17 protein-coding genes are annotated in these 20,999 nt (G+C 59.0%); 5 read left to right on the forward strand and 12 right to left on the reverse strand.

Features of this window, described 5'->3' with window-relative positions; all coding sequences use genetic code 11:
• The 4 genes from BV106_RS24830 to BV106_RS24845 all read right to left on the reverse strand — a co-directional run.
• On the reverse strand, positions 1 to 533 hold a 533-nt coding region (locus BV106_RS24830; RefSeq protein WP_265596046.1), incomplete at its 3' end, for a class I SAM-dependent methyltransferase.
• Positions 534 to 624: 91 nt separating this feature from the next.
• Complete coding sequence (locus BV106_RS36215) at positions 625 to 1,512, reverse strand: AraC family transcriptional regulator (protein ID WP_051946297.1); 888 nt, start codon at positions 1,510 to 1,512, stop codon at positions 625 to 627.
• A gap of 74 nt (positions 1,513 to 1,586) precedes the next feature.
• Complete coding sequence (locus BV106_RS24840) at positions 1,587 to 2,597, reverse strand: hypothetical protein (RefSeq protein WP_051946298.1); 1,011 nt, start codon at positions 2,595 to 2,597, stop codon at positions 1,587 to 1,589.
• An 88-nt stretch (positions 2,598 to 2,685) separates the two neighbouring features.
• On the reverse strand, positions 2,686 to 3,255 hold the full coding sequence (locus tag BV106_RS24845) for a YdeI/OmpD-associated family protein (RefSeq protein WP_038169198.1): 570 nt from the start codon (positions 3,253 to 3,255) through the stop codon (positions 2,686 to 2,688).
• A 196-nt stretch (positions 3,256 to 3,451) separates the two neighbouring features.
• On the opposite strand from BV106_RS24845, the gene BV106_RS24850 reads away from it, so the two are divergent.
• The 3 genes from BV106_RS24850 to BV106_RS24860 all read left to right on the forward strand — a co-directional run bounded on the left by BV106_RS24850 (position 3,452) and on the right by BV106_RS24860 (position 8,702).
• Positions 3,452 to 4,855, forward strand: a complete 1,404-nt coding sequence (locus BV106_RS24850; protein WP_038169199.1) for a nicotinate-nucleotide adenylyltransferase — start codon at positions 3,452 to 3,454, stop codon at positions 4,853 to 4,855.
• A 186-nt stretch (positions 4,856 to 5,041) separates the two neighbouring features.
• Positions 5,042 to 5,554, forward strand: a complete 513-nt coding sequence (locus tag BV106_RS24855) for a hypothetical protein (RefSeq protein ID WP_265596047.1) — start codon at positions 5,042 to 5,044, stop codon at positions 5,552 to 5,554.
• Between the two features lie 337 nt (positions 5,555 to 5,891).
• Positions 5,892 to 8,702, forward strand: coding sequence for an inverse autotransporter beta-barrel domain-containing protein (locus tag BV106_RS24860; RefSeq protein WP_038169201.1), 2,811 nt, complete (start codon positions 5,892 to 5,894; stop codon positions 8,700 to 8,702).
• Between the two features lie 122 nt (positions 8,703 to 8,824).
• On the opposite strand, the gene BV106_RS24865 is transcribed toward BV106_RS24860, so the two are convergent.
• From BV106_RS24865 to BV106_RS24890, 6 genes are all read right to left on the reverse strand, one after another.
• Positions 8,825 to 9,298, reverse strand: coding sequence for an SRPBCC family protein (locus tag BV106_RS24865; protein WP_038169202.1), 474 nt, complete (start codon positions 9,296 to 9,298; stop codon positions 8,825 to 8,827).
• Positions 9,299 to 9,501: 203 nt separating this feature from the next.
• Entirely contained in the window at positions 9,502 to 10,716 is a 1,215-nt protein-coding gene (locus BV106_RS24870) for a hypothetical protein (protein WP_038169203.1), read from the reverse strand.
• A gap of 86 nt (positions 10,717 to 10,802) precedes the next feature.
• A complete protein-coding gene (locus BV106_RS24875) occupies positions 10,803 to 11,339 on the reverse strand; it encodes a hypothetical protein (protein ID WP_051946299.1) in 537 nt (178 codons plus the stop codon).
• 5 nt (positions 11,340 to 11,344) lie between these two features.
• Complete coding sequence (locus tag BV106_RS24880; protein WP_051946300.1) at positions 11,345 to 12,400, reverse strand: DUF3500 domain-containing protein; 1,056 nt, start codon at positions 12,398 to 12,400, stop codon at positions 11,345 to 11,347.
• 134 nt (positions 12,401 to 12,534) lie between these two features.
• Positions 12,535 to 13,803: a lactonase family protein gene (locus tag BV106_RS24885; protein WP_038169204.1), complete on the reverse strand. Its 1,269-nt coding sequence runs from the start codon at positions 13,801 to 13,803 to the stop codon at positions 12,535 to 12,537.
• Between the two features lie 72 nt (positions 13,804 to 13,875).
• The gene (locus tag BV106_RS24890) at positions 13,876 to 14,277 is read right to left on the reverse strand and encodes a hypothetical protein (RefSeq protein ID WP_051946301.1); all 402 of its coding nucleotides are present in this window, start codon (positions 14,275 to 14,277) and stop codon (positions 13,876 to 13,878) included.
• A gap of 147 nt (positions 14,278 to 14,424) precedes the next feature.
• On the opposite strand from BV106_RS24890, the gene BV106_RS24895 reads away from it, so the two are divergent.
• Positions 14,425 to 16,302, forward strand: a complete 1,878-nt coding sequence (locus tag BV106_RS24895) for a polysaccharide deacetylase family protein (protein ID WP_038169205.1) — start codon at positions 14,425 to 14,427, stop codon at positions 16,300 to 16,302.
• 7 nt (positions 16,303 to 16,309) lie between these two features.
• Here the strand turns inward: BV106_RS24895 and BV106_RS36220 are convergent, their stop codons facing one another.
• Both BV106_RS36220 and BV106_RS24905 read right to left on the reverse strand, forming a co-directional pair.
• Entirely contained in the window at positions 16,310 to 18,436 is a 2,127-nt protein-coding gene (locus BV106_RS36220) for an endonuclease/exonuclease/phosphatase family protein (protein WP_265596048.1), read from the reverse strand.
• A gap of 121 nt (positions 18,437 to 18,557) precedes the next feature.
• Positions 18,558 to 19,586: a methyltransferase gene (locus tag BV106_RS24905; RefSeq protein WP_038169206.1), complete on the reverse strand. Its 1,029-nt coding sequence runs from the start codon at positions 19,584 to 19,586 to the stop codon at positions 18,558 to 18,560.
• Between the two features lie 150 nt (positions 19,587 to 19,736).
• Here BV106_RS24905 and BV106_RS24910 point away from each other — a divergent pair, with 150 nt between their 5' ends.
• Positions 19,737 to 20,993: a DUF4375 domain-containing protein gene (locus BV106_RS24910; protein WP_265596049.1), complete on the forward strand. Its 1,257-nt coding sequence runs from the start codon at positions 19,737 to 19,739 to the stop codon at positions 20,991 to 20,993.
• The last annotated feature ends 6 nt before the right edge of the window (positions 20,994 to 20,999 follow it).

A 20,999-nucleotide genomic window follows, 5' to 3' on the forward strand; every position in this document is an offset into this window, starting at 1 on the left:
CCGATGAACCCCTCCGGTGTCCAGTTGGCGAGGGCGATCAGACCACCCGGCTTGGTCACCCGCCAGAGTTCCGCGGCAGCGACGGCGGGTCGAGGAGTGAACATCACCCCGAACATGCTCACGGTGAGATCGAACGAATTGTCCGGATAGGGCAGTGCTTCGGCATCCCCTTCCTGGAAGTCGATGTTCAATCCCGCAGCGCGAGCACGATCGCGGGCCTGCTCCAGGAGGTTGGCCGCAATGTCAATGCCGCTAACCACGCAGCCGGACTGGGCGGCGAGCACCGCCAGATTCCCCGTGCCGCACGCGACGTCCAGCACGCGCATGCCGGGGCACAACGGTTGACGGGACATAAAGTGCTCGGCGAAGTTCTCGATGCTCCTGGCTACCTTGCCGAAGTCTCCGGCCTCCCAGGTGGACTTCTGCTTGGCCTTGATTTCCTTCAGTTGCGGAATCTCCGGCGTGGTTGACTGGGTGCCAGTCGTCGGGTGCTGCAGGCTCTTTTCGGTTGGATTCAGGATCGTGGTTTGCATGGGTGTATGGCGGTGTTTATCACCACGATCAGCTTACCCAATTCCCACGCGCGCTGCTTTGCTGCGCGGTCCAGCCTTTTGACTGTGCGGTTCAAGACTCGGCCACATCTGCCATCACCGGCCCATCCGCGCGATATGCGATGGGAGAAACTCCGAAGCGATCCTTGAACACTCGGCTGAAGTGCGAGACGTGCTCGAAGCCGCTCTCGAAGGCCACCTCGGTGACATTGAGAGTCGAGTTTCGCAGCAGCGTGGCTGCCAGATCCAGGCGCTTCATCAGCAACCACTTCCCCGGGGATTCCTGGAAAGCAGCCTGGAACTCCCGCTTGAAGGAAGACAAGCTGCGGTGACAGAGCTTCGCATACTCCTCCAGGGAGAGATTGTAGCGAAAGTTGATCTCCATGATCTCCGTCACCGACGGTGCCTCAGTAGCCCCCACCCGGCGGAAATACGCTGCCAGCGCCGTGTTGCTCCCGCTGGTGAGCACACTCATCACCAGCTCCTTGAGCTTTAGCCGCACCAGCGGCTCCGGGGGCTTCTCCACCCCCACCAAGTAGGTGCGCATGGACTGGAACAAGGCATCCAGCCCCACATCGTGCTGCACTCGGAGAGCGGTGGCAGGAGGGGGGCTGACTGCGCCCACCAGGCTCAGCGCCTCGATCACCTCCCGCACGGTGCTGCGCATGAGAGCGTCCGGAATGAAAACCATGAGCAGACAGACCTCTGAATCGAAAAACTGCTCCACCACGGTGGCCCCTTTCTTAATGAAGAGAGTCTCCCCGGGACTGGCCTTCCACTCCCCGTCACAGGTGTGCCACGTCTTGGTGCCCGTCACCACATGGACAAAGTAATCCTTCTCCGTCCAGTTGGGGAGCATCTTGATGTTCGCCCCGCAGGTGTACTCCGCGAACAGGAACTCCCCAATCTCGAGCTTGCTGTAGCTCGGATTGTTGCGAACGGCGTCGTAGAGATTGAGCATAGGCGCACCGGGTGGCCCCGTCACAGCGCATCATCCGCCAGAACTTTGCATGCAACAAGGCAGAAACGTCGCCCTCATCTGCGCGCTTGCAGGTACTTGGACTGAAATTCCGCAGCAACATCTTTGCCTGCAGCGATCCAGGCAACTTCATCATTCTTCACACCTTTATTGAGGTTCTCTCCTTTCAGCAGTGCACTGTCCAGCACCTTTTTCAGGTCCTTCTCCTCTCGTAAGTGGGATGCGCTGACCGCCCTGTACATCAGCGATTTCAGACGGACCTTCTCGTCGGCGTCGGTCACTTTTTCTAAAGCATGCAAATAGCACAATCCAGAAAGCTGGGAGGCATTTGCATCCATCTTGCCGTAGGACAGCAGATCCCCGAGGGCTTCCAGGAGGATCGGATTATCAAAGTCAGCAAAGTACATCATCCCCGTCACCCCGTTGATGGCGGCGTCCCGCTGCACTTCCGTAAATTTAATGAACTCGGGATCCTTCGACAGGGCACCCATCTCCTGTCGAGCAACAAATGCAGCAAAGCCGGTGGGCAATTCCCCACGGTCGTACCGATCCGCCTCTCTTCTCTCTTCCTCCTCGGTCTTCACAGTGCTGCGCCTTTCCCGCAACCACATGACCAGCCATCGCTGATACTTCTCGCGGCCAAAGTGAGCGTTCGGATTGATGGCCAATGCCTTCTCGATCCATTTTTGAGCAACACTCAATTCACCCGCATAGATGTAAAACGTGCCGAGATTCGAATAAGTCTCATACAAGCCCGGCAGCTTCTTCTCCTTGGTCTCCATGGTGGCGATCGCCGCCTTGTGATCGCCGAGCTTGTGCTGAGAAACCGCCAGATCGTCATAGTCAGATGCGACAGCTTTGCCAGACTCCACCAGAGGCTGCTTCTGCTGGATCCGCCAGGTGTGATACTCCTTCGAATGCCTTGGGAAAATGCCGGTCATGATCCCAGCCACATTGGGGAAACGGGCGCTTTCAGTGGCCAGGGTATCACTGTCCCAAAGACAGGCCTGGGTGATGCCGGGCACGGTGGCGCAGAAGATGAGGGCGGCTTTTTGGAGCGAGGTCACGCAGGAACTGTGAGGGAAATCCGGGGAATATTGCAACCCTATTTTTCGATACACCCTTCAGCCTCCCCTCCCTTGCAGGCCCGGAGGATCACTCCACCAGCGTGGCAACCAGCTTCAGCAACCGGCGGGCGCGCACTTGGGGCGTCGTGGCTCTCAGCACAGGCAAGACCAGGCTGTACCGGGCACTCTTGGAGAGCGCCTCGAAAGCCTTCGCTGCCGACGGGTTGCCAGCCAGTGCCGCAGCCACGTCGTCCGGGAGCGAAGCCTCCTTCTGCGACTCATACGCGACGGCCCAGCGCCCGTCAGCTTTCGCCAGTTCGATTTCCTTAAACCCACCCGCCTTCATCCTCCTCGCAGCGATCAAGGCCTCGGCCCGCTGCACATTCAGCTTCGACCACGGACTCTGCGATCGTCTTGGAGAATAGCGCTGTAGATAGTGAGTATCATCATACCCCTTGCGCTGACTGTCGATCCAGCCATGGCAAAGGGCCACGTCCAAGGCATCGCTAATGGCCAGGCCGGGGACACGGCACCCCTTCTTGACAATCAAGAGCCACACTCCTGCGGTTCCACCGTGATGCTTCCCGAGCCACCTCTCCCATTCGGAAGCGTCGGTGAAGTAATGAACATCGTCGGAGCTCTGAGACCTGGGTTTCATGGGGTGACAGGATCCTGCCGGAAATGCCAATCTGGGACAATCACAATCGCTCCTCCCCGATCGTGGGCTCCGACCTCCCGTCAGCAAGCCAGCCCTCGGGTGAATTCCGCATTGATCCCACAGATTTTTCTCGACTAAGGCCTACGTCAGACGTTCCCATTATTGTACCCCCGCAGGTTGTGTCTACATTGCGACTATGAAGGACGAGGAGCTGGATACCCATCACAAGGCCCTGAAGATCAATCTCGACCGCCGATGGTATGGCACGCTGGCAGAGATCGGCGCTGGCCAAGAGGTGGTGCGCTGGTTTTTCCGCGTGGGCGGAGCAGCAGGCACCGTGGCCAAAAGCATTTCCGCCTATGACATGGTGGTGAGCGATGCCATCTATGGCGATACAGAGCGTTACGTCTCGCGTTCCCGGCTGCAGTCCATGCTGGACCACGAGTTTGAGTTGAACGTGGAACGCCTCAGCGACAAGCGGGGTGACACTACGGCGTTCTTTGCCTTTGCCGACACGGTTGTGGCGCGAAGCTACAAGAGCGGCAACGAGTGCCATGGCTGGATGGGGGTGAAGTTCCAGTCGCGACCACGGGACGAGCCCAGCCAGATCCTCTTGCATGTGCGCATGCTGGACTCTGAGGCCGCTCTTCAACAAGAGGCCCTGGGAGTGGTGGGGGTGAACCTGCTCTACGGTGCCTTTTTCCTGCATCACGATCCCGACAAGCTTGTGGAGAGCCTGCTGGACAAGCTGACCACGGGCCGGATTGAGATCGATGCGATTGAATTCAAGGGCATCGAGTTCCGCGCCGTGGACAACCGGCTCATCAGTCTGAAACTGGTGCAACTGGGCCTGAGCGGTGCCGCCATGTTTGGACCGCGGGGCGAGGTTCTCCAGCCCTCTGATGTTCTTTACAAGAAGGCGGTCATGGTGGAACGCGGCAGCTTCCGCCCCCCCACGCATGTGAACCTAAACATGCTGGAGTCCGCCCTTGAGAAATTCCGGCAGGATCCCGCCGTCCGAGGCAAGGACGTGCTCCCTATCTTTGAGCTCACCATGCGGAACCTCATGGCGGGCGGCACTGAGGTGGATCGGCGTGACTTCCTGGCCCGGGCCGATGTACTGTCTGCCTGCGGTGTCACGGTACTCATCTCCGACTACTTCGAGTACTACCGCCTCGCCGCCTACCTTTCCTGGCGCACGAAGGAGCGCGTAGGCATTGTCATGGGCATACCGAGCCTGCTGGAGATCTTCGACGAGCGTTACTACACCCAGCTTCCAGGAGGCATCCTGGAGTCATTTGGCCGTCTCTTTAAGAACGATCTCAAGCTTTACGTGTATCCACTCCAGACGACCTCCCCCGCCGGGCTCACCACCGTGCACACCCTAGAAGTCGCTCCAGAACTGAAAAAGCTCTACGGCTATCTGGCGGACCGTGGCAGTTTCGTGGAGCTGGACAACTACAACCCAGCCTACCTCCCCTTCTTCTCACGCGATGCTCTGGCCAAGATCGCCGCTGGCGACGAATCCTGGAGGGAAATGGTGCCCCAGGCGGTGGCCGATGTCATCACTGAAAGACAGTTCTTTGGCTACAAGGGGTGAGGGTCGGCCTCGCGTGCCACCGGTCAACAGGTGGAGAAATCTGCCGACAGACCGCTTGCGAGAAGACGGGAGACACGGGAGTTTCCGAGTCTCCCGTCTGGCTCCCCTTCTTTCATGATTACCTGCGGCTGGTGCAACACTCACTACCAAACCTGGCGCTCCAAGTGTGATGCCTGCGGTGGCCCCATGCCGCCGCCCCCAGGTCAGGAACTCGGCCCACCACCACCGGAGGTGCCACGCGATTTGCCCTCTGGCTACGCCTTCCGCACGCGGTTCCTCAATTTGCCAGTGTTGCTGGGGATGGCTTTCACCGGTTTCTTTGGACTGTTCCTCGTTCAGGTCCTGAAAAATGGACAGTGGCTACTGGCCCTGTTGCCCGGCTTCTTCCTCCTCGGCGGGCTCTCGTGTCTCCGCTACGGGTGGACGAAAGCCAGCGGAATCCTTCGAGCCTTCCGCCGTGGGATCGCGATTCCAGGCAAGGTGGCGTCGGTGAGTCTGGACACCACCCAGTCACTCAATCAGAAACACCCCTGGAAGCTGACCTATCATTTCACGCTGGACGGGCGCCTCTACGAGGGCGTGATCACCTCGTTCGACAGTACGTTGGCCAAGCGGGCGGCAGGTCAGCCACTCTGGGTGCTCTATGTGGAGAAGGACCCCACGCAAAACACCCTTTACCCACCGCTCAAGTACTTTTGAGAGTGCGGCTTGTGGGCCTTTAGTACTGAATGGATCTATGGAAACTACGCAGTTTCCTAGATTTCCTCTACCAATTCCCCGCAAAACTGGCGGAGGAGAACCATTGTTGCGCCGCAAAAAATTGTCCGGACGAACATCCGCGTCGGCCTCTACTCCTATTTTCACCTCAGACTACCCGGTCGGCTAGTTGCCCGGTCTGAAAACTGCATCTATGAAACAATCTTATTTCATGGTGCCATGGCGATGATTCTCGCTCGCGGACTGTCTTCCGCAGCATGGGGATTTCACCTCATCGGACTGTGAAGTCAGCCCCCAGACCAGCCTGAACCCCCTTCTCATGACCCCGTCCCAGCTGCATCCCGACCACCTTCCGACGCCGCGATTCCTCTCTGCCGCACTTCGTCGGCTGGCGCTCATCACCGCACCTCTCGCCGTCGCAACCGCCACCTCCCTTCAGGCTGGGCCACTCGAAAAAAATCCGGTCAAGAACCCGAGCCTTGATCCGGTGCAGCAGGAGGCTCCCCCCTTGTACCTGGGCACCATCACCGGCGGAGTGAAGACCAGTGACGCGTACACCGAGGGCAACTTCTCCATCGTCGCTCCGGTTTACAGCACCCTGGGTGCAGACACCACCCTCTCAGGCGACGTTCTCTACCTCGAACCCTACACCTCCTGGGGCGAGGGCGGCGAGGTCGCTGCTTCCCTGGGCCTGGGCTGGCGTCACCTCTTTGGCTCCCAGCCCGTCTCGGCACTGACGCGCAAAGACACCCCTCAGGCTGGTTTCCTTGATGAAGGTTTCTTCGTCGGGGCGAACCTCTTCATCGACATGCTCGATACCGAGGCCAATAACCAGTTCTGGCAACTGGGCGTGGGTGTGGAGTTTGGCACCCGGTACCTTGAGGTACGCGGCAACTACTACATTCCCCTCTCTGACAAGCAGCTCGCAGAGCAGACCCGCACCCGCGAGGTCCTGCGCAACTCTTCCAGCCGCGATGCCACGTCCATCACGGGAGTGGATGATCCCTACGCCACGGGTCACAGCGTTTTGCAGGACGTCTCATACCGCACCCTGCGTACGACTACCACGACCACCACCACGATTGAACGACTCTTCAGCCGGTACGAGGAAGGTATGGAGGGCTGGGATGCCGAAGTCGCCCTGCTGGTCCCCGGCCTGGACAACTACTTCGACCTCCGCCTCATCGGTGGCTACTACAGCTTCGACAACCAGCCCTTTGGTCCCCAGACTGGCGGTACTGGCAATGTGGAGGGCTGGAAGGCCGGCGTAGAAGTCCGCCCGGTGCCCGCTGTGATCCTCACCGGCACCTGGTATGAGGACGCCCGCCTCACCGGCAGCGACTGGACCGCAGGAGTGCAGCTGCAACTTCCCTTTGAAGCCGGCGACCTGGGCGATGGCAAGGGCTTCTGGGGCCGTATCGGCGATGCCTTCAAACCCCGCCGTCGCCACCTGGCCGAGCGTCTGGCCGAGCCCGTGCGCCGTCAGAACGCCGCCATCAAGGTGGCCAACACCGTGGACGTAGACACCAAGGCCTCCACCAGCGTGAAGAAGGTGACCAAGGTGGTTTCCCAGGGCCCGGGCAAGGTGGTGCTGGCCGATGACATTGTGTTCGTCAACAATGGTGAAGCGGTGGGTAACGGCATTCAGGAGGGCAGCAGCTCCCAAGAAGGTGCCGATGGCACGGCCGAGAAGCCCTTCAACAACATCTCCGATGGGGCCACCCTTGCAGGTGACAAAAGCTCCTCCACCTCCAGTCTCTGGAGCGTGTACACTCAGGGCGGAACCGGCGCTTCCTACAGTGACCAAGTGTACGTCGGAGTGGGCAGCACCCGGTTTATCAGCTCATTCACCCCGATTCAAGGCCTGGCAGGCAAGCAGTTCGGCGGTGATACCGCGCGCCCCATCATGGAGGGCGGGATCAATGCCGCTAACGTCAACACGCTCGTGGTCACGGGTTACGAGATCCGTGACGGCTACGATCTTGGTGATGGCTATCATACAGGGGTCAATACCGAAGGCGTTCAGAACGTGACGATTACAGACAACGTATTTGCCGACATCTCAACATGGGGAGTCAGCGTCATGACTTTCCAAGAATTCAATAACGTTGTGATACAGGACAACCGCTTCACCGCCTCCGGTGGTGGGCTCTCCCTCGTCGCCTATGAGGGACAGACCGATGCCTTGCTCCTGAACAACCAAGTGGATCTGGATGACTCCGAGGCAACGGGCTTCCAGATTCGCGCCAACCATGAGGCGTTCACCAATGCCAGCACTCTGCTTAATGTTGAGATCGCTGGAAACACCTTCGAAGGCACCATGTACGATGGCATCTCCATTACCGCGTACAACCTTGGGACCTTGAATGCTGAAGTCAAAGGCAACACGCTGAGTGGCACCTTCGAGACAGGCATCCATGTCGAAGCCTTTAATTCGGAATCCGAGGGCCTCACCTCGATCAATGCTGACATCATTGGGAATACTTTCAGCGGCACATTCGGCCAAGGGGAACAAGAACACTACTCCAATGCCCTGCATCTGAATGCCCTGTACAACTCCCGCATCGACGCGGATATCGCTGGCAACCTCTTCAGCGGAAACTCATATTCAGGCATTGGCATGGCGGCAGCTGCGGGGGCCAGCATCTATGCAAATGTCACTGACAACACCTTCTCCGGTGACTTCACAGAGTCCGTCATCCACGTTACCAGCTACGACGAAGATGCCCTCATCGATACTAACATCACCGGCAACACGCTGCTCGGGAATGTCACCGACTACGACTTCCTGTGGCTGTTGGCCTACAGCACCAGCAACATCCGTGCGACCGTAGCGAGCAACACCATTGGAGCAGAAGCTTCACTGGGAGACGGCTTCGCCTACCTCTACGCACAGGACTCGGGCAACATCACCGTCGAAGGGTTTGACAACAACGCCCTCCTCGGCACCGCGGACTACTACCTGTGGCTGGACAACTCCGGCACCGGCTCCGTCCAGGTAGATGGCACGCTGAGCGCCCCGTTCAGCAATGCCGCTCCTGCCCTGAACACGTCGGACATCAACGTCTTCGGAACCGCCAGCGGCAAGATCTTCTTCAACGGGGCCGAGTTCGACTTCGCAAATCCATAAGTCGAACAGACCGCAATAGACCAATCACAGGCAAGGGCAGCGCTGAGAAACTCTCTCGCTGCCCTTGTTGCGTCTTTGGACATCAAAAACGCGTCTCACGACTCTGCTACGGACCCAATCTGTTAGCCGTGGTCCGGAATCTCGGGGTCCACCAGCTTCGCCAGCTGTTCCAGAGATTCCTGCCAGCCCATGTAGCAGGCTTCGGCCGGAATGACACTGGGGATCCCCTCCTGCACCGCCGTGATCTCTGTGCCGCAGAATACCTTCTTGAGGGTCACGGTCGTGATCATCTCTCCGGGAAGATTCGGATCATCAAACACATCGGTGTACCTGAGCAGCTCATTGGGCTTGAGCTCGAGATACTTGCCACCAAAGGAGTGGCTGGAGCCCGTGGAGAAGTTAGTGAAAGACATCTTGTATGACCCGCCCACCGTGGCATCCATGTGGTGAACCTTGCCAGTGAATCCGTAGGGAGGCAGCCATTTCACCATCGCATCCGGATCGATGAAGGCGCGATAGACACGCTCCGGCGTGGCGCGCAGCACACGGTGAAGACGGACGGTGTTGGTGGCAGGGGTGGTAGTATCGGTGGACATAGACAGTGTGGTTAAGGGTGCAGGATGACTGGTGTGATGAGAGCGGACGGTTTCATGCGCTCATCGTCATGACGAAGCACGAGGGCGGATCAGGACAAGAATCTTGTCTTTTTGGCAAATCCACCGGATCAACGAAATTGGAACATTCGGCGGCCGGGAAAAACCTACCCGACACACACTCGGGTGGTTCTCGCCTGCGACAGTCAGGGGCAGCTGGCATCTTCTTTCTCCGCCATGGCTAGTTGCCACGCTTGCGAAGCTGTGGTGAACCGCAGACTCCCCTCTTTGACCCGCCTCGCCAGCGAAAGCATGTTCTCAACAAAGCACGGCCAGTAGCCGGTGTCCGCGATGTTGGACCTCACGGCAAAGGCGAGATGGCTGGGCGCGGGCTTCTGCTGAATGATGAATTCGAGGGCCTCATCCACCCGGTGATTGGGAGCCCACAAGCATAGGCTCCCTCCCTGAAAAGGCGTTAGCGGAAGGATGCCCAGCCCATCGCTTTGACCAGGAGCTGGCACGCGAAAGTCCTCTACGCAGGGACGGTAGGCGTAGGCAGGTGCCCCACTGCAATCCGGCAGGCTTCCCGTGCCATGCTCAACCTCCACGAGCCGCTGCATGGTAGGCAGCAGTTCCAACGTCATATCCAGGGGAATGCCCTCCTCTCGCAGTACGCGCAGCACCGTGTCATCCAGATAATGGTCCCCACCCCGGTACACTGGCGGAGTCTTGCCGAAATGGGCACGGTACTCCCCGATGGCTGAGCGCAGGCAATGCTCCATCCATGCAGAGTCCCCGTGATCCTGGGACCATTGTCCAGTCTCCTCCTGCCAACGCCAGCCGTGCATATGTAGGCCGATCTCATCGCCAGCCGCTTGGGCAGCCTCCCAATGTTGGGTGTACCGCTGAAGCGCGAAGCCGGCCGAACCGTTGCTTTTCTCAATTTGTGGATCTGCACGGGGAAACCAAGTGAGCGGTACAGATGCCGCCCCCGATTTCTCTACCAGGGTGGCCATCAGGGCTGGCCACTTCTCCAGGAACACATCCGTTCCACGCCAAGAAGGGTCGGCGAGATCCACCTCCCTGGCGTCAGGCTCCACGTCCACACAGAGCACCACCGGTATGGGGGTGGTCGGTTTCTGGAACTGCCCCGCACGAGCCGCAGCCACGCGATCCAGGAGGGTAAATTGCAAAGGATCGGCATCAGCCTCGCGCTGGCGGAGCTCCGCCACCTCTGCTTTCAGCGATTCACACAGCTTGCTGAGGGCCCGGGTATGGTCCAATTCTCTACCCCGCGTCTCGGTCAAAACCTTCAGTTTTTCCGCAAGCTCAGCCTGCCGCAGCTTCGCCTTGGCGAGCCTCTCCTCCCACTCTGCCAATGCCGCAAGGTGCCGGGCTCTCCGAATGTAGGGCAGTTTCATGGGTCAATCGATGGTGCATCGCCAGAACAGGAAAGCCAAACGAATTCCCCGGTTTGATGCACCTCACGCCTCCGCGTTCGCCAGCGTTACGGACTCACTTCAAACTCAATCTCACCAGTCCGCTGATACTCGCTTCGCAACTGGCGCTTGATTTTGATCTTTTCAGATTTCGGCAGCGCGGCATTCAGCAGATAGACGCTCACGCCGGCTAGATGCTGGTTTTCAAGGCTCAACTTGTGAACCCCAGCAGCCAGGGGTTCGATAGGTGTGGAGTAGTCCAGCTCAATGCTGGCCGTCCCACTTCGCAGTCCAGGCGGTGCCGGGAACTTTGAATGCGTCAATTTCAACTCTAAATTCTGGCCATCCAGACGTGCCACGAGGTTCTGCAGTAGCGCTTCCGCGTAGTTTGCAGCCTCCTTTTCGGAGATTGCACCATTGCCATCCCGATCAATTTGCGCCAGCACATCGTTCGCCACTTCCACCCCAGGAGTCAGAGTGAGCTGCAGGCGGACCGCACTGGGTTCAATGACCACCAGGGTCGCTTGCAGATACTCATCGAGCCGGTGTGCGGATGCGGAGGCCGCCGCCAGCCAGACAACGAGGAGCAACAGACGACCGGACATGGCGTTCAAGGTTCCTTCGTCCACTTCACCCCATACTCGTTCGTGGGATCACGATAGATCGTGTGAATGTGTTTCTTTGTATCCCCTCCCAGGCGCTGGGGAGCATATTCAATCAGCACTGTGGGCCCCTGGATCCGGAAGTAGGCGGAACTGCCCTTCTCCGTGGGACCACTCCAGGCAAACCAGGTCTCCGCCAGGTGCTTCTTCATCTCCTCCAGCTTGGCCTTGGCTACGGCGTCATGCATGATGCCGGTCCACTCCGCTGCAAGTTCGAGGAGCAACTCACCCTGTTTTACAGTCAGTTCAGAGCCCTTCAGCCCTTCTGGCTGGATGATCTGGCCATCCCTGCCTGGTCCCAGCACCAGATCCCTCATTTCAAACCCCAGGACGGCCTGTTTTCTCTGCGACTCATCCAGAGAAGCCATCAACTCATGGGCCTTGTCCGTCTCCCCGCCCAGTGGTCGGATGGTTTTCCCCTCCAGTTCATAGATGGCCGGCTGCGCAGCCGTGTGGCTGGGGGCCAGCGTGGCGTTCTGCCCCGCCAGGGTGATGTTCAGCGCGAGATGATGCCCACCGAACTGGATCATCCAGGGCGCGGTGGCGGAAGGGGTGCCCAGGAAGGAAATGTAGTACTCGTCCCGGCCGAACATCTTCCTTTGCGATCCTTGGTTCAGCACCTCGTCTGCCTCCACGATCTGCACCACTTTCTCATATCCCTTCGGACTCAATGCCGTCGCCAGCAGGGCCATGGCCGCCTCCCGCTGCGCCGGGGTCAGATCACCCATGCGCAGCCCCCCGCGTTTCACGAACGAGGTGGGCAGATTGGACCAACGCTTGCGCTGCTCTTCGTCATTGAACGCATACACAGCCCCCTTGCGCCCGACCTCATCCAGAGTGCTGAGAAACTTGTCCGCCGCCCGCGCTATCCGGCTGGTGGCTTCTGCAATCGCCGGGCTTGTCGCTGCGATCGGCTCTGCCGCACGAGATGACAACGGCGGTGCACTGCCCACCAGCAGGGCGAAACAGAGGCCGGTACAGGATGTCTGGAAGATACCTTGCATAGCTAAAAGATTGGATGAAAGCCTCCGCCGCCCAGCTGAGCAGCAACACGAGTCTAACCCGCGGCGATGCAAACAGTCTCCAAAAACTTTTGCTTCGGTTTGCCAGTGAGCAGAAGAGCACCCACCTCCCCAACTTAGGCTCCCAGCTCCGCAAACACCACGCAAGACGGATTGCCGACAGGGACATATTGCCCCGTAAACTTCAGCAAGCCTGTCGCCTTGTCCACCCGGAAGACGGTGACGTTGTCTGCACGCTGGTTGCAGCAGTAGAGGTACTGTCCGCTGGGATCAAAGTTGAAGCTGCGAGGGTAGTTACCGCGAGTCCATTCCTCGGTCACGTAGGTGAGCGTGCCATCCTTGGCCACCGCGAAGATGCTGATGCTGTCGTGCAACCGGTTGCCGGCATAGATGTATCGCCCATCAGGGGAGACATGAATGCCAGAACAGAAATTGCTGCCCGCATACCCCGGCGGCAGACTGGAAAGGGTCTGCCGCGGCGTGAGTGTCCCTGACCCGCCGTCGTAGTCAAACAACACGACGGTGGAGCCCTCTTCCTGCAGGGAGTAGAGCCAACGCCCATCTGGGTGAAAGGCAAAATGGCGGGGTCCATCCCCCGGCGGAAGGGTAACATGCGGCGGATCGTTGGGCGTCAGAACGCCAGTGCTGGCATCGAACTTCCAGACATGAATCTGATCGAGCCCCAGATCCACATGGAGCACATACCTGCCCGAGGGATCGGCCGCGATCATGTGGCAATGCGTCTGATCATGTCCGCTGAACGCGAAGCTGCCTGCTGGCGCATTCGTAGCCTGACGCGGGCCGATGGTGCCCTCATCCTTCTTCACATCCGTGGCCTCACCCAAACGGCCATCTGGCAGCACCGGCAGCACTGCCACGGTGCCGCCAAAGTAGTTGGCCACAAAGAGGTGTCTGCCAGAGGGATGCAGACTGACATAGGTGGGCCCCTTGCCTCCCGAGTTCACAGAATTGAGCAGGGTCAGGCGACCGTCCTCAGGACTCACAGTGAAGCTGCTGACCGTGCCTGCTTCATTGTCCCCCACCCGGTCCGTTTCGTTCGCAGAGTACAAGTGGGTCCCCGCCCGGTTCAGAACCAGGCAGGATGGACTGGTGCCCATCTCATGAATCCCCGCCGCAGTGAAGGCTCCAGTGGAGCGATCCACTTGGAACAGGTGAATGCCTTTGCCATTCCCCGGCGGCAGGTCCACTTGAGTCGCCTTCATGTTCTGCAACGGCGAGCTGAACGTGCCTACATAGGCGATAAGCTTCCGCCCAGCAGAGCCACTTCCATCAACCGCTGGCAACTGGATCGGCAACAGGGCACCCGCCGCCGCAGTGGCGGTGGATTTCAGGAACAAACGACGGGAAGATGGCGCGGGCGTCATAGATGAAGAGATGGCTTCCATGGCTACGCCGCCACCCGCCGTGGTATTGCAGAGGGAGTCCCGCGACGCACCTCAGTCTTCAGCACCTGCCCCATGCAAGGCCCTGCGCGGGATGCGCATGGGTTCCGACGTCCGCTCTTCCCGGGAGGTGCTGCTGCCGGAAAGCACCGGCCAGATGTGAAAGCCGCCTGACCAGCTACCCGGAATTTTCCAAGTACCCCAGATGCCGGGCACCGGGCCTTCTCGGAAGCCCCGATACTGCACGAGGTGCCCGCTTGGATAGCTCTTCAGCCAATCGGCTTCGCGGCTGGCCTCGTTATAGCTCCCCTCGATCCGAAACACCCCCAGCTCATCCACGCCAGTGCCGGACATCCGCCCATCCTCAAAGGTGAGCACCAGATCCTGGGTTCCGCGCTGGCCCGTCCGATACTGGTAATAGCCCGTCCAGGGCCCGCTGGGGAATTCGTTGGTCATAAATGGAAGTTTCCAGCAGGGTAACGATGCAAAACCGGGCGACCTGTCAGCTTGCTTATTTCGCCAGTAACTCTCCGCCGCCCCCGACGCCGTGGCGGATCGCTTGGCTCTTGTGACCTGCCAATCCCTCTGCATCATGCGGCGCGCATGACTGACACCAAGCCCTCCTCCCCGGCTGCAAAGCTGCTGCCCGCCCTGCTGCTGGGATTGGGAGTGTTGATCTATCTCTTCTTTCCCCGAGACAGCTATCAGGCCCTGAAGGGGCTGCATGGCCCTTCAGAGGCCACGCCACCCCTCACATCTCCAGCCGAGTCAGTGTCGTCGTGGCGTCGCTTCAGCACAGGAGAGACCAGTCGCCTGGCAGTGCTCCTGACGGATCCGAACTCCGCCTGGATGGGTGTGCAGCAGGCGCTGGAGACCATGGGCATTCCCTACATCTTCACGGATGACGTCGCCCAGGCCACGCAGCATCGGGTGGTATTGGTTTACCCCATTATTTCGGGAAAGTTCCTGAAGCGCGACCAGCAAGAAGGGCTGAGGCAACACGTCAGCAAGGGAGGTTGTCTCCTCGCCACCCAGGTGCTCGGCGCCGACATGAAGGATCTCTTTGGCTTCGCTGAAGTGGAGGAGAGCCGGGAGCATTTTGAGATCAACTTCAACACTGAAAATGCCACCCTTCCCACCTGGCTCACGCACGAGCGGGAACGCACGGTACGCCTGGGCAACCCTCAGCGGCCCCACACCTGGATCGGCACCCAGCACTACCAGGGCCCTGAGCAGGTTCTAGCCACTTATCAGGACGGCAAAGCTGCCTGGATTGCCAAAGAACATCCCGGCGGCGGGAAGGCCATGGCTCTGGGCTTTGATCTGGGCTTCTTCATCCTCAAATGCCAGGCCGACCGTGATGACGAGGCGTCCCGCAGTTACGTCAATGACTACGAACCTTCCGTGGATGTCTGGCTGCGCCTGCTGCGTGATTTGTATCAAAAGCATGAGCCATTGGCTATCACCGTCGATACCGTGCCCGACGGACGGCGACTCGCTGCCGTGATGACATTCGACATCGACTACGTCAAGTCCATGCCCAACATGGTAGCTTATCGCGATCTTTTGAAGACCAATCAGGTGCCGGCCACCTTCTTCATCCAGGCCAAATACTACCGAGACTACAACGACAGTGGGTTCTTCAATGACGAGTCCGTCAGCCTGCTCCGCAGCATGCAGGAGAGTGGCATCGAGATCGCCAGCCATTCCGTGGCCCACAGCGATATGTTTGCCCGCCTGCCAGCTGGCACCGGCGCCGAGGTGTACCCCGACTATCAGCCCCGGGTTTACAACAAAGGTGATACCCGGAACGCGACCGTCATGGGTGAGCTGAGGGTGAGCAAGTACCTTCTGGACACCGTGGTGGGCACATCGGTGCGCTCCTTCCGGCCGGGCTATCTCGCCTGCCCTCCCACCCTGCCCCAGGCACTGGAGGCTGCCGGCTACCGCTACTCTTCCTCCGTCACTGGAGCCAGTGTGATGACCTATCTTCCCTATCGGAAGCTGTTCAATCGCGAGTACTCCGGCTCCACCGGAGTGTATGAGTTCCCTGTCACAGTGGAGGATGAACACAGGCCTCTCATGGACGAACGGGTGGATAGCGCGCTACGGCTCGCGGAAAAACTCGCCGAATACGGCGGCACCTTCAACGTGCTGAGTCACCCGAACGTGCTGGACTACAAGTACCGGTTCTTCGAACAGATCCTACCACGACTGAAGAACCTGGCTTGGATGGGCACGATCGGGCAACTGGGTGACTGGTGGAGCGCGCGCGAGCAACTGGAGATCGATGTCGCCCGTCGCGACCAGCGCATTCTCGTCGCCATCTCGGCCCCTCAACCGGTCAAAGGAATAACATTGCATCTGCCCGCATCATGGAAGCCGGCGGCCGCACTTCCGGAGGGCTCCAAGCTGGAGACCGGCCGCCTGTACCTTCCTCAGATCGAGAACTCCATTCTGCTCACCTTCTCAGAGAGGTGACCACGCATCACTTCACCTCGAATTCCGTGAGCACCGCAGCGTGGTCCCCAGGCCACAACACCTCCGCGTTTGTGTGTTCACCAATCGTCCTCGATCGTAAAGCCCGCACCCCATCACCCTTGTAGTAGATGAAGTCGATGCGGAAGTCACGGCACCACTTGTAGATGGCAGCCCAGGTGCCTCCCGGATGAGTCACCTCGTTTGGATTCACCTCACGATAGCTGTCCTTGAATCCCGCTGCGAGCATCTCCTTTGCGGTTGGAAAATCCACCACCCATCCACTATGCAACCCCGCTGCGGCGGCACGTTGGGTGAAGTCCAGGTGTGAGCAACTGTTGAAGTCACCGGCCACAATGAGCGGCATCTTGCCGTCATGCGTCGCCTTGATGTCTTTCTCCAGAATCTCACAAATGTCTGCAACCGGATACTTGCTGTCCCCCGCCAACCACTCTTCAACCGTCTCATAGTTACGAAGGTGCTGGGTGAGGACGTAGTTCCCGGGCCAGTACCTCAGCCATACACACCACACCAGCGCCTCCTTCCCATCCTCAAGTTTCACCTTGATCCCCGTGCTTTGAAAACTGCTCTTCTTTGACTTGTATGTCTCCACGATGGGATGCCGCGACAGGATCGAAAGGTTCGATCCTGGTCCTGTCTCGTGAAAATTAAATCCCAGTTGTTCAGCAATCCAGGGCCCGGATCCGTAGGTCTCAACCATCGTCACCACATCCGCGTCGCTCGCCTTGATGATCTCCACAATCTGCCTCGGGCCGACGTCCCGCCCTTTCTCGATTCCACCATGCCATATGTTCCAGTTCAGAACCTTAAGCTTCCCGGGATCCTTTTTGACTGGCAGCAATGTCCTGCCATCGTCACTGCCCACGTGCACTGGCTTCACCACCTGCCCGGAGAGTGACAGTGAGTCACACTCCACATGCAGTATCTGGCCAGGTTCTGCGGTTGCCTTGAGATCCGCAGTGACAGCCACGTAGTTGATCCCCGGGCGTAGAACCTCCGCGTTTTCATCTTTTAGCGTGATCTTCGTGGTTGGGACTATGTTACCGCTACTGTAGGGCTGCTTTATGTCGAGTTCGGCATTCGGCCCCAGCAGGTACACATGCAGATTCTCAATGCCCTCAAGACCACTGCACCTGGAAAGACTGAGGTTGAGGGCACTCAAGCGCAGCGGTTTCTCGTGGCCCTCGACATTGACCTTTATCTTGAGCAACTCGACTTCCTTGTCGCCGGGGCGCGCCCCCAGAGTCGTGCGCGCGGCACTACTGGAGACGAGACGCATCGGGCTGGCCCCGGAGACAAAATCCTGGTTGTCGTTCCGCACATAGGAAGGTCCGTTACCATCGCTCTTGCTCTTGTAGTGAATCTTGCGGTCCGCCTTGTTGTCTCCGCTGTAGTCCGTGGCATCTGTCGCCAGGTCGTCAAAGCGGTAGTAAGCGACGAGGTGGGAGCGAAGGGAGTGCGTAAGATCGACCGGTCGGTTCATCCAATGTTGAATCAGCGAATCTGGCAGAGCCTTGTCCCAGATCTGCACTTCATCCAGGAGCCCATTGTAAAACTCCTTGCCGTTGTCGGATCCCAGAAAGGCTGGACAAATCGGTCCGCCACCCTGCTTTTGCATGATGACCTTGCCATCAAGAAATAAGGTGGTGGTTTCCCCATCCCACCGGGAGGCCACATGATGCCATCCTGGCCCAGGAGTCTCCCTGGCAAATAAACCGGTGCGATACACGCCGAGACGCCCGTTGCTCACACAGAGCGGATAGTCCTCCCATCCTTTATTGGTGATCCAGCCGCTGCCAACAAGGACTTCATCTCCCACCCAGGGCCCTTCCTTTTTGATCCAGGCCGAGACCGTCCATTGCTTTGTCAGCGGTGCCATGAACAAATCCACCTGATCGTCACGACCATTGAAGGCGAGGGCATAGTTTTCCGGTGCCGCCGAATCGGCCCCGGACACCACCGCCCCCATGAACACGATGATCAATGGCAGTACCCGGAGAGACTTTGCCCGGAAAAGGCGGTGGGGGACGCCCATCCACCTTTCCCACACGGCCCCCACCCTGCTCGCCACACCACCGATGAAACGTGAAAACACTTCTGAGGCAAATCCGTTCATATGGTGACAACAACGCAGCTCACCCCAGGATTGCTTTAGAATCCCACTTCTCGAAATGCGCCACCAAGTTCGCAAAAGGCGCATACCTCACTTGGACCGCATCCGGTGCCGACGCGACGTTTCACGCAATGGCGATCACCGCGGTCTGCGCCGTGGGCAGCAAGGGATGAAGCTCCGCCCCATGAAAGCCGGCATCTGCCAGCATCTTCTGAAAGTCCCCAAAAGTGTAAGCATCCCCTTCTGGGGTAGTTCCCAGCATCACCAGGCTAAAGGATGCTGCAGGTGGCGGGGAGACGCGATCTTCGTTGGGCACAAACTCCACGATCACCACCCGTCCTCCGGGACGCAGCGCAGCCTTCACGCGCTGCAGAAACCGGGTGCAGTCTGCCGTGTTGAAATGGTGCAGGAAATTCGGGACTAAGACCACGTCGTAGTCCGTCCCCAATTCGACGGTAAAAGCGTTGCCTACAATTTTGCTAAACCGATCTCCCAATCCTGCAGAGATCGCATTTACCTCTGTGACAGCCAGCACGGCCTCCCAGTCCAAAGCGACGAGATGGACGCCCTCATGCTGCCGCGCAAATGCGATGCCAAACGCACCATGGCTGGCAGAGATGTCCAGCACCTTGGCCTGACGAGTACCATCCACCTGAACCGGCGGTACGACTGCTGCAACAGCGGCCGCAGGCCCCTGCATCATGGGTGCCATGGCCTTGGCAAACTCCACCCACACTGGATGGTCCGGTGCGGTGGTGCCGTCGTTGGAAGTGTGCACGCGACCGCTCCGCACCGTGGCTACCAGATCGCCAAAAGCCTCCGTGATGCTGGGAGCCAGCATAAACTGCAGGGTGCCCCCCAGATAGGCGGGAGAGTTCTGGTCCAGAAACAGCGCCGAGTCCTGGGTCAGCAAGTACCTGCCGTCCACCTTGTTTAGAAAGCCAAAGATGGCCAGCGAGTCACAGAGGATGCGAATGCCCCGCACGGGGCACTGACAGCTTTCTGCCACCCTCTCTGCGGTTGCCACGCCCGCCGCCAGGACGGTGAATACTCCAAGCTCCACCCCCGCCTTCAGCGCAGCTGTTCTTTGATACGCGTTGATCGTCTCAAAAAAGAGATTCGGCGAGGGAGCAGACGTTTCGGCGGAGGACATGCCCCAACGCAACCCACGAATAGAACCGAAGCAATTAATTATTTTTTCGGAACAGTCCCGTGGACAATGGCCTGGCGCTGGCTCACCATCGGTCCGTCTCGCGCAACGAATTCAGCAACAACCCCCTGGGGTTTTCCCGGCCTCGAATTTGTGAAACCAGTCTTTTTCTTCTTCCAGATAGCTACTGCAGCACTTGCGGGCTGTCTCGTCGCCCCAGTGCTCATGGCCAGTGAGCTGGATGCCAGCCGGATGCGGGCCATCACCCGTGCTTACGACGAACGAGAGTATCAACCCGGCCCGGACAACTCCACCGAAGCACACCGCAGCTGGGTTTCGTCGCCAAAAGCCAAGGAGGACATCGCCTACATGACGGCACACTACGAGGCCATCCCAAGCCTCACCCGCTCCAGCATGGTGACCGAGCTGGCGCGGACCGGCCTGCCTGAGATCGTTCCGTTCATCAACCGGGCCCTTGCAGATGATTCGGACGGAACGGACGCCTTGCCGGGCATTTTTTACGGATGTCACTTGGCCAATGCGACAGATTCATACAGGAAAGGATTGGCAGAAGGCGTCGCACGATGGTGCATCAAAGACAGTCACGAACAAGATGATGCCATCCGTCTCCTGCCGCATCTGGACAAGGAAGTCGCCAGACGCACCCTTCTCAGCGACAAGCTCCTTTCAGCAAGCAACCCGCACATCGTAGACATTCTGACGGGCTGCAACAGTGCCTGTCTGACCATCCCACTTGAGCAACTCGAGCCCCTGCTCGCAGCATGGCAGGCTACAGCCCACGATCCTAATTCCGCCTATCCCATCCGCCGCGGCTACACCGAGGCCGTACAGGCCCTGGCTGCCCATGCTCCCGCTCGCGCCATCGCGCTTGCAGAGGCAGGGGTCAAGGCAACGCCACAGGACAGCAGCAACTGGGCAGAAGTCCTTCTGGCAGCCGCGGGCCTGACCGGGCTCTACGACCGCCTGTGTGATTTTAATGAACCCACCTCTTTTGCCACGCTTCCTGAACCCGCCAAGATCTACTTTTCCATCAGCTATTTTGAGGGAGACAGCTCCAACGGTGGCGTTGGCCAGGCTCTGGGGAACCCCACAGGAGACTACCTGCCATGGGTGAAGAAAGGCTATGAAGCGATTGGGGACAAGCAGGCTGCGTCGTGGCTTGCAGCCATGTGCAAGCCTTTTGGTGAAGCAGGTCCCGCAGCTATGCAGGAAGAAAGACTGAAGCAGATGAAGGCCATGAAACCCAACTACTGGGAACAGGAAGACGCCTTGTTCGATGCATGGTCAAAATCACAACCGGACGATGGCCGTCCCGGCGTCGAGTGGATGCTGGCAGCTTATGTTGTTCGTCACGCGGATACGCTGCGCCCCCTGCTCCAGAAAAAGTGACCCACC

This window comes from Verrucomicrobium sp. BvORR106, assembly GCF_000739655.1.
Taxonomy (GTDB): Bacteria; Verrucomicrobiota; Verrucomicrobiia; order Verrucomicrobiales; family Verrucomicrobiaceae; genus Verrucomicrobium.

What these genes read in the sequence shown, in the direction of transcription:
- BV106_RS24880 (WP_051946300.1), bottom strand. Translation starts at nt 12,400, where the DNA reads ATGCAAGGTATCTTCCAGACATCCTGTACCGGCCTCTGTTTCGCCCTG.
- BV106_RS24870 (WP_038169203.1), bottom strand. Translation starts at nt 10,716, where the DNA reads ATGAAACTGCCCTACATTCGGAGAGCCCGGCACCTTGCGGCATTGGCA.
- BV106_RS24860 (WP_038169201.1), top strand. Translation starts at nt 5,892, where the DNA reads ATGACCCCGTCCCAGCTGCATCCCGACCACCTTCCGACGCCGCGATTC.
- BV106_RS24895 (WP_038169205.1), top strand. Translation starts at nt 14,425, where the DNA reads ATGACTGACACCAAGCCCTCCTCCCCGGCTGCAAAGCTGCTGCCCGCC.
- BV106_RS24850 (WP_038169199.1), top strand. Translation starts at nt 3,452, where the DNA reads ATGAAGGACGAGGAGCTGGATACCCATCACAAGGCCCTGAAGATCAAT.
- BV106_RS24845 (WP_038169198.1), bottom strand. Translation starts at nt 3,255, where the DNA reads ATGAAACCCAGGTCTCAGAGCTCCGACGATGTTCATTACTTCACCGAC.
- BV106_RS24855 (WP_265596047.1), top strand. Translation starts at nt 5,042, where the DNA reads ATGCCGCCGCCCCCAGGTCAGGAACTCGGCCCACCACCACCGGAGGTG.
- BV106_RS24890 (WP_051946301.1), bottom strand. Translation starts at nt 14,277, where the DNA reads ATGACCAACGAATTCCCCAGCGGGCCCTGGACGGGCTATTACCAGTAT.
- BV106_RS24905 (WP_038169206.1), bottom strand. Translation starts at nt 19,586, where the DNA reads ATGTCCTCCGCCGAAACGTCTGCTCCCTCGCCGAATCTCTTTTTTGAG.
- BV106_RS24875 (WP_051946299.1), bottom strand. Translation starts at nt 11,339, where the DNA reads ATGTCCGGTCGTCTGTTGCTCCTCGTTGTCTGGCTGGCGGCGGCCTCC.
- BV106_RS24885 (WP_038169204.1), bottom strand. Translation starts at nt 13,803, where the DNA reads ATGACGCCCGCGCCATCTTCCCGTCGTTTGTTCCTGAAATCCACCGCC.
- BV106_RS36220 (WP_265596048.1), bottom strand. Translation starts at nt 18,436, where the DNA reads ATGAACGGATTTGCCTCAGAAGTGTTTTCACGTTTCATCGGTGGTGTG.
- BV106_RS36215 (WP_051946297.1), bottom strand. Translation starts at nt 1,512, where the DNA reads ATGCTCAATCTCTACGACGCCGTTCGCAACAATCCGAGCTACAGCAAG.
- BV106_RS24865 (WP_038169202.1), bottom strand. Translation starts at nt 9,298, where the DNA reads ATGTCCACCGATACTACCACCCCTGCCACCAACACCGTCCGTCTTCAC.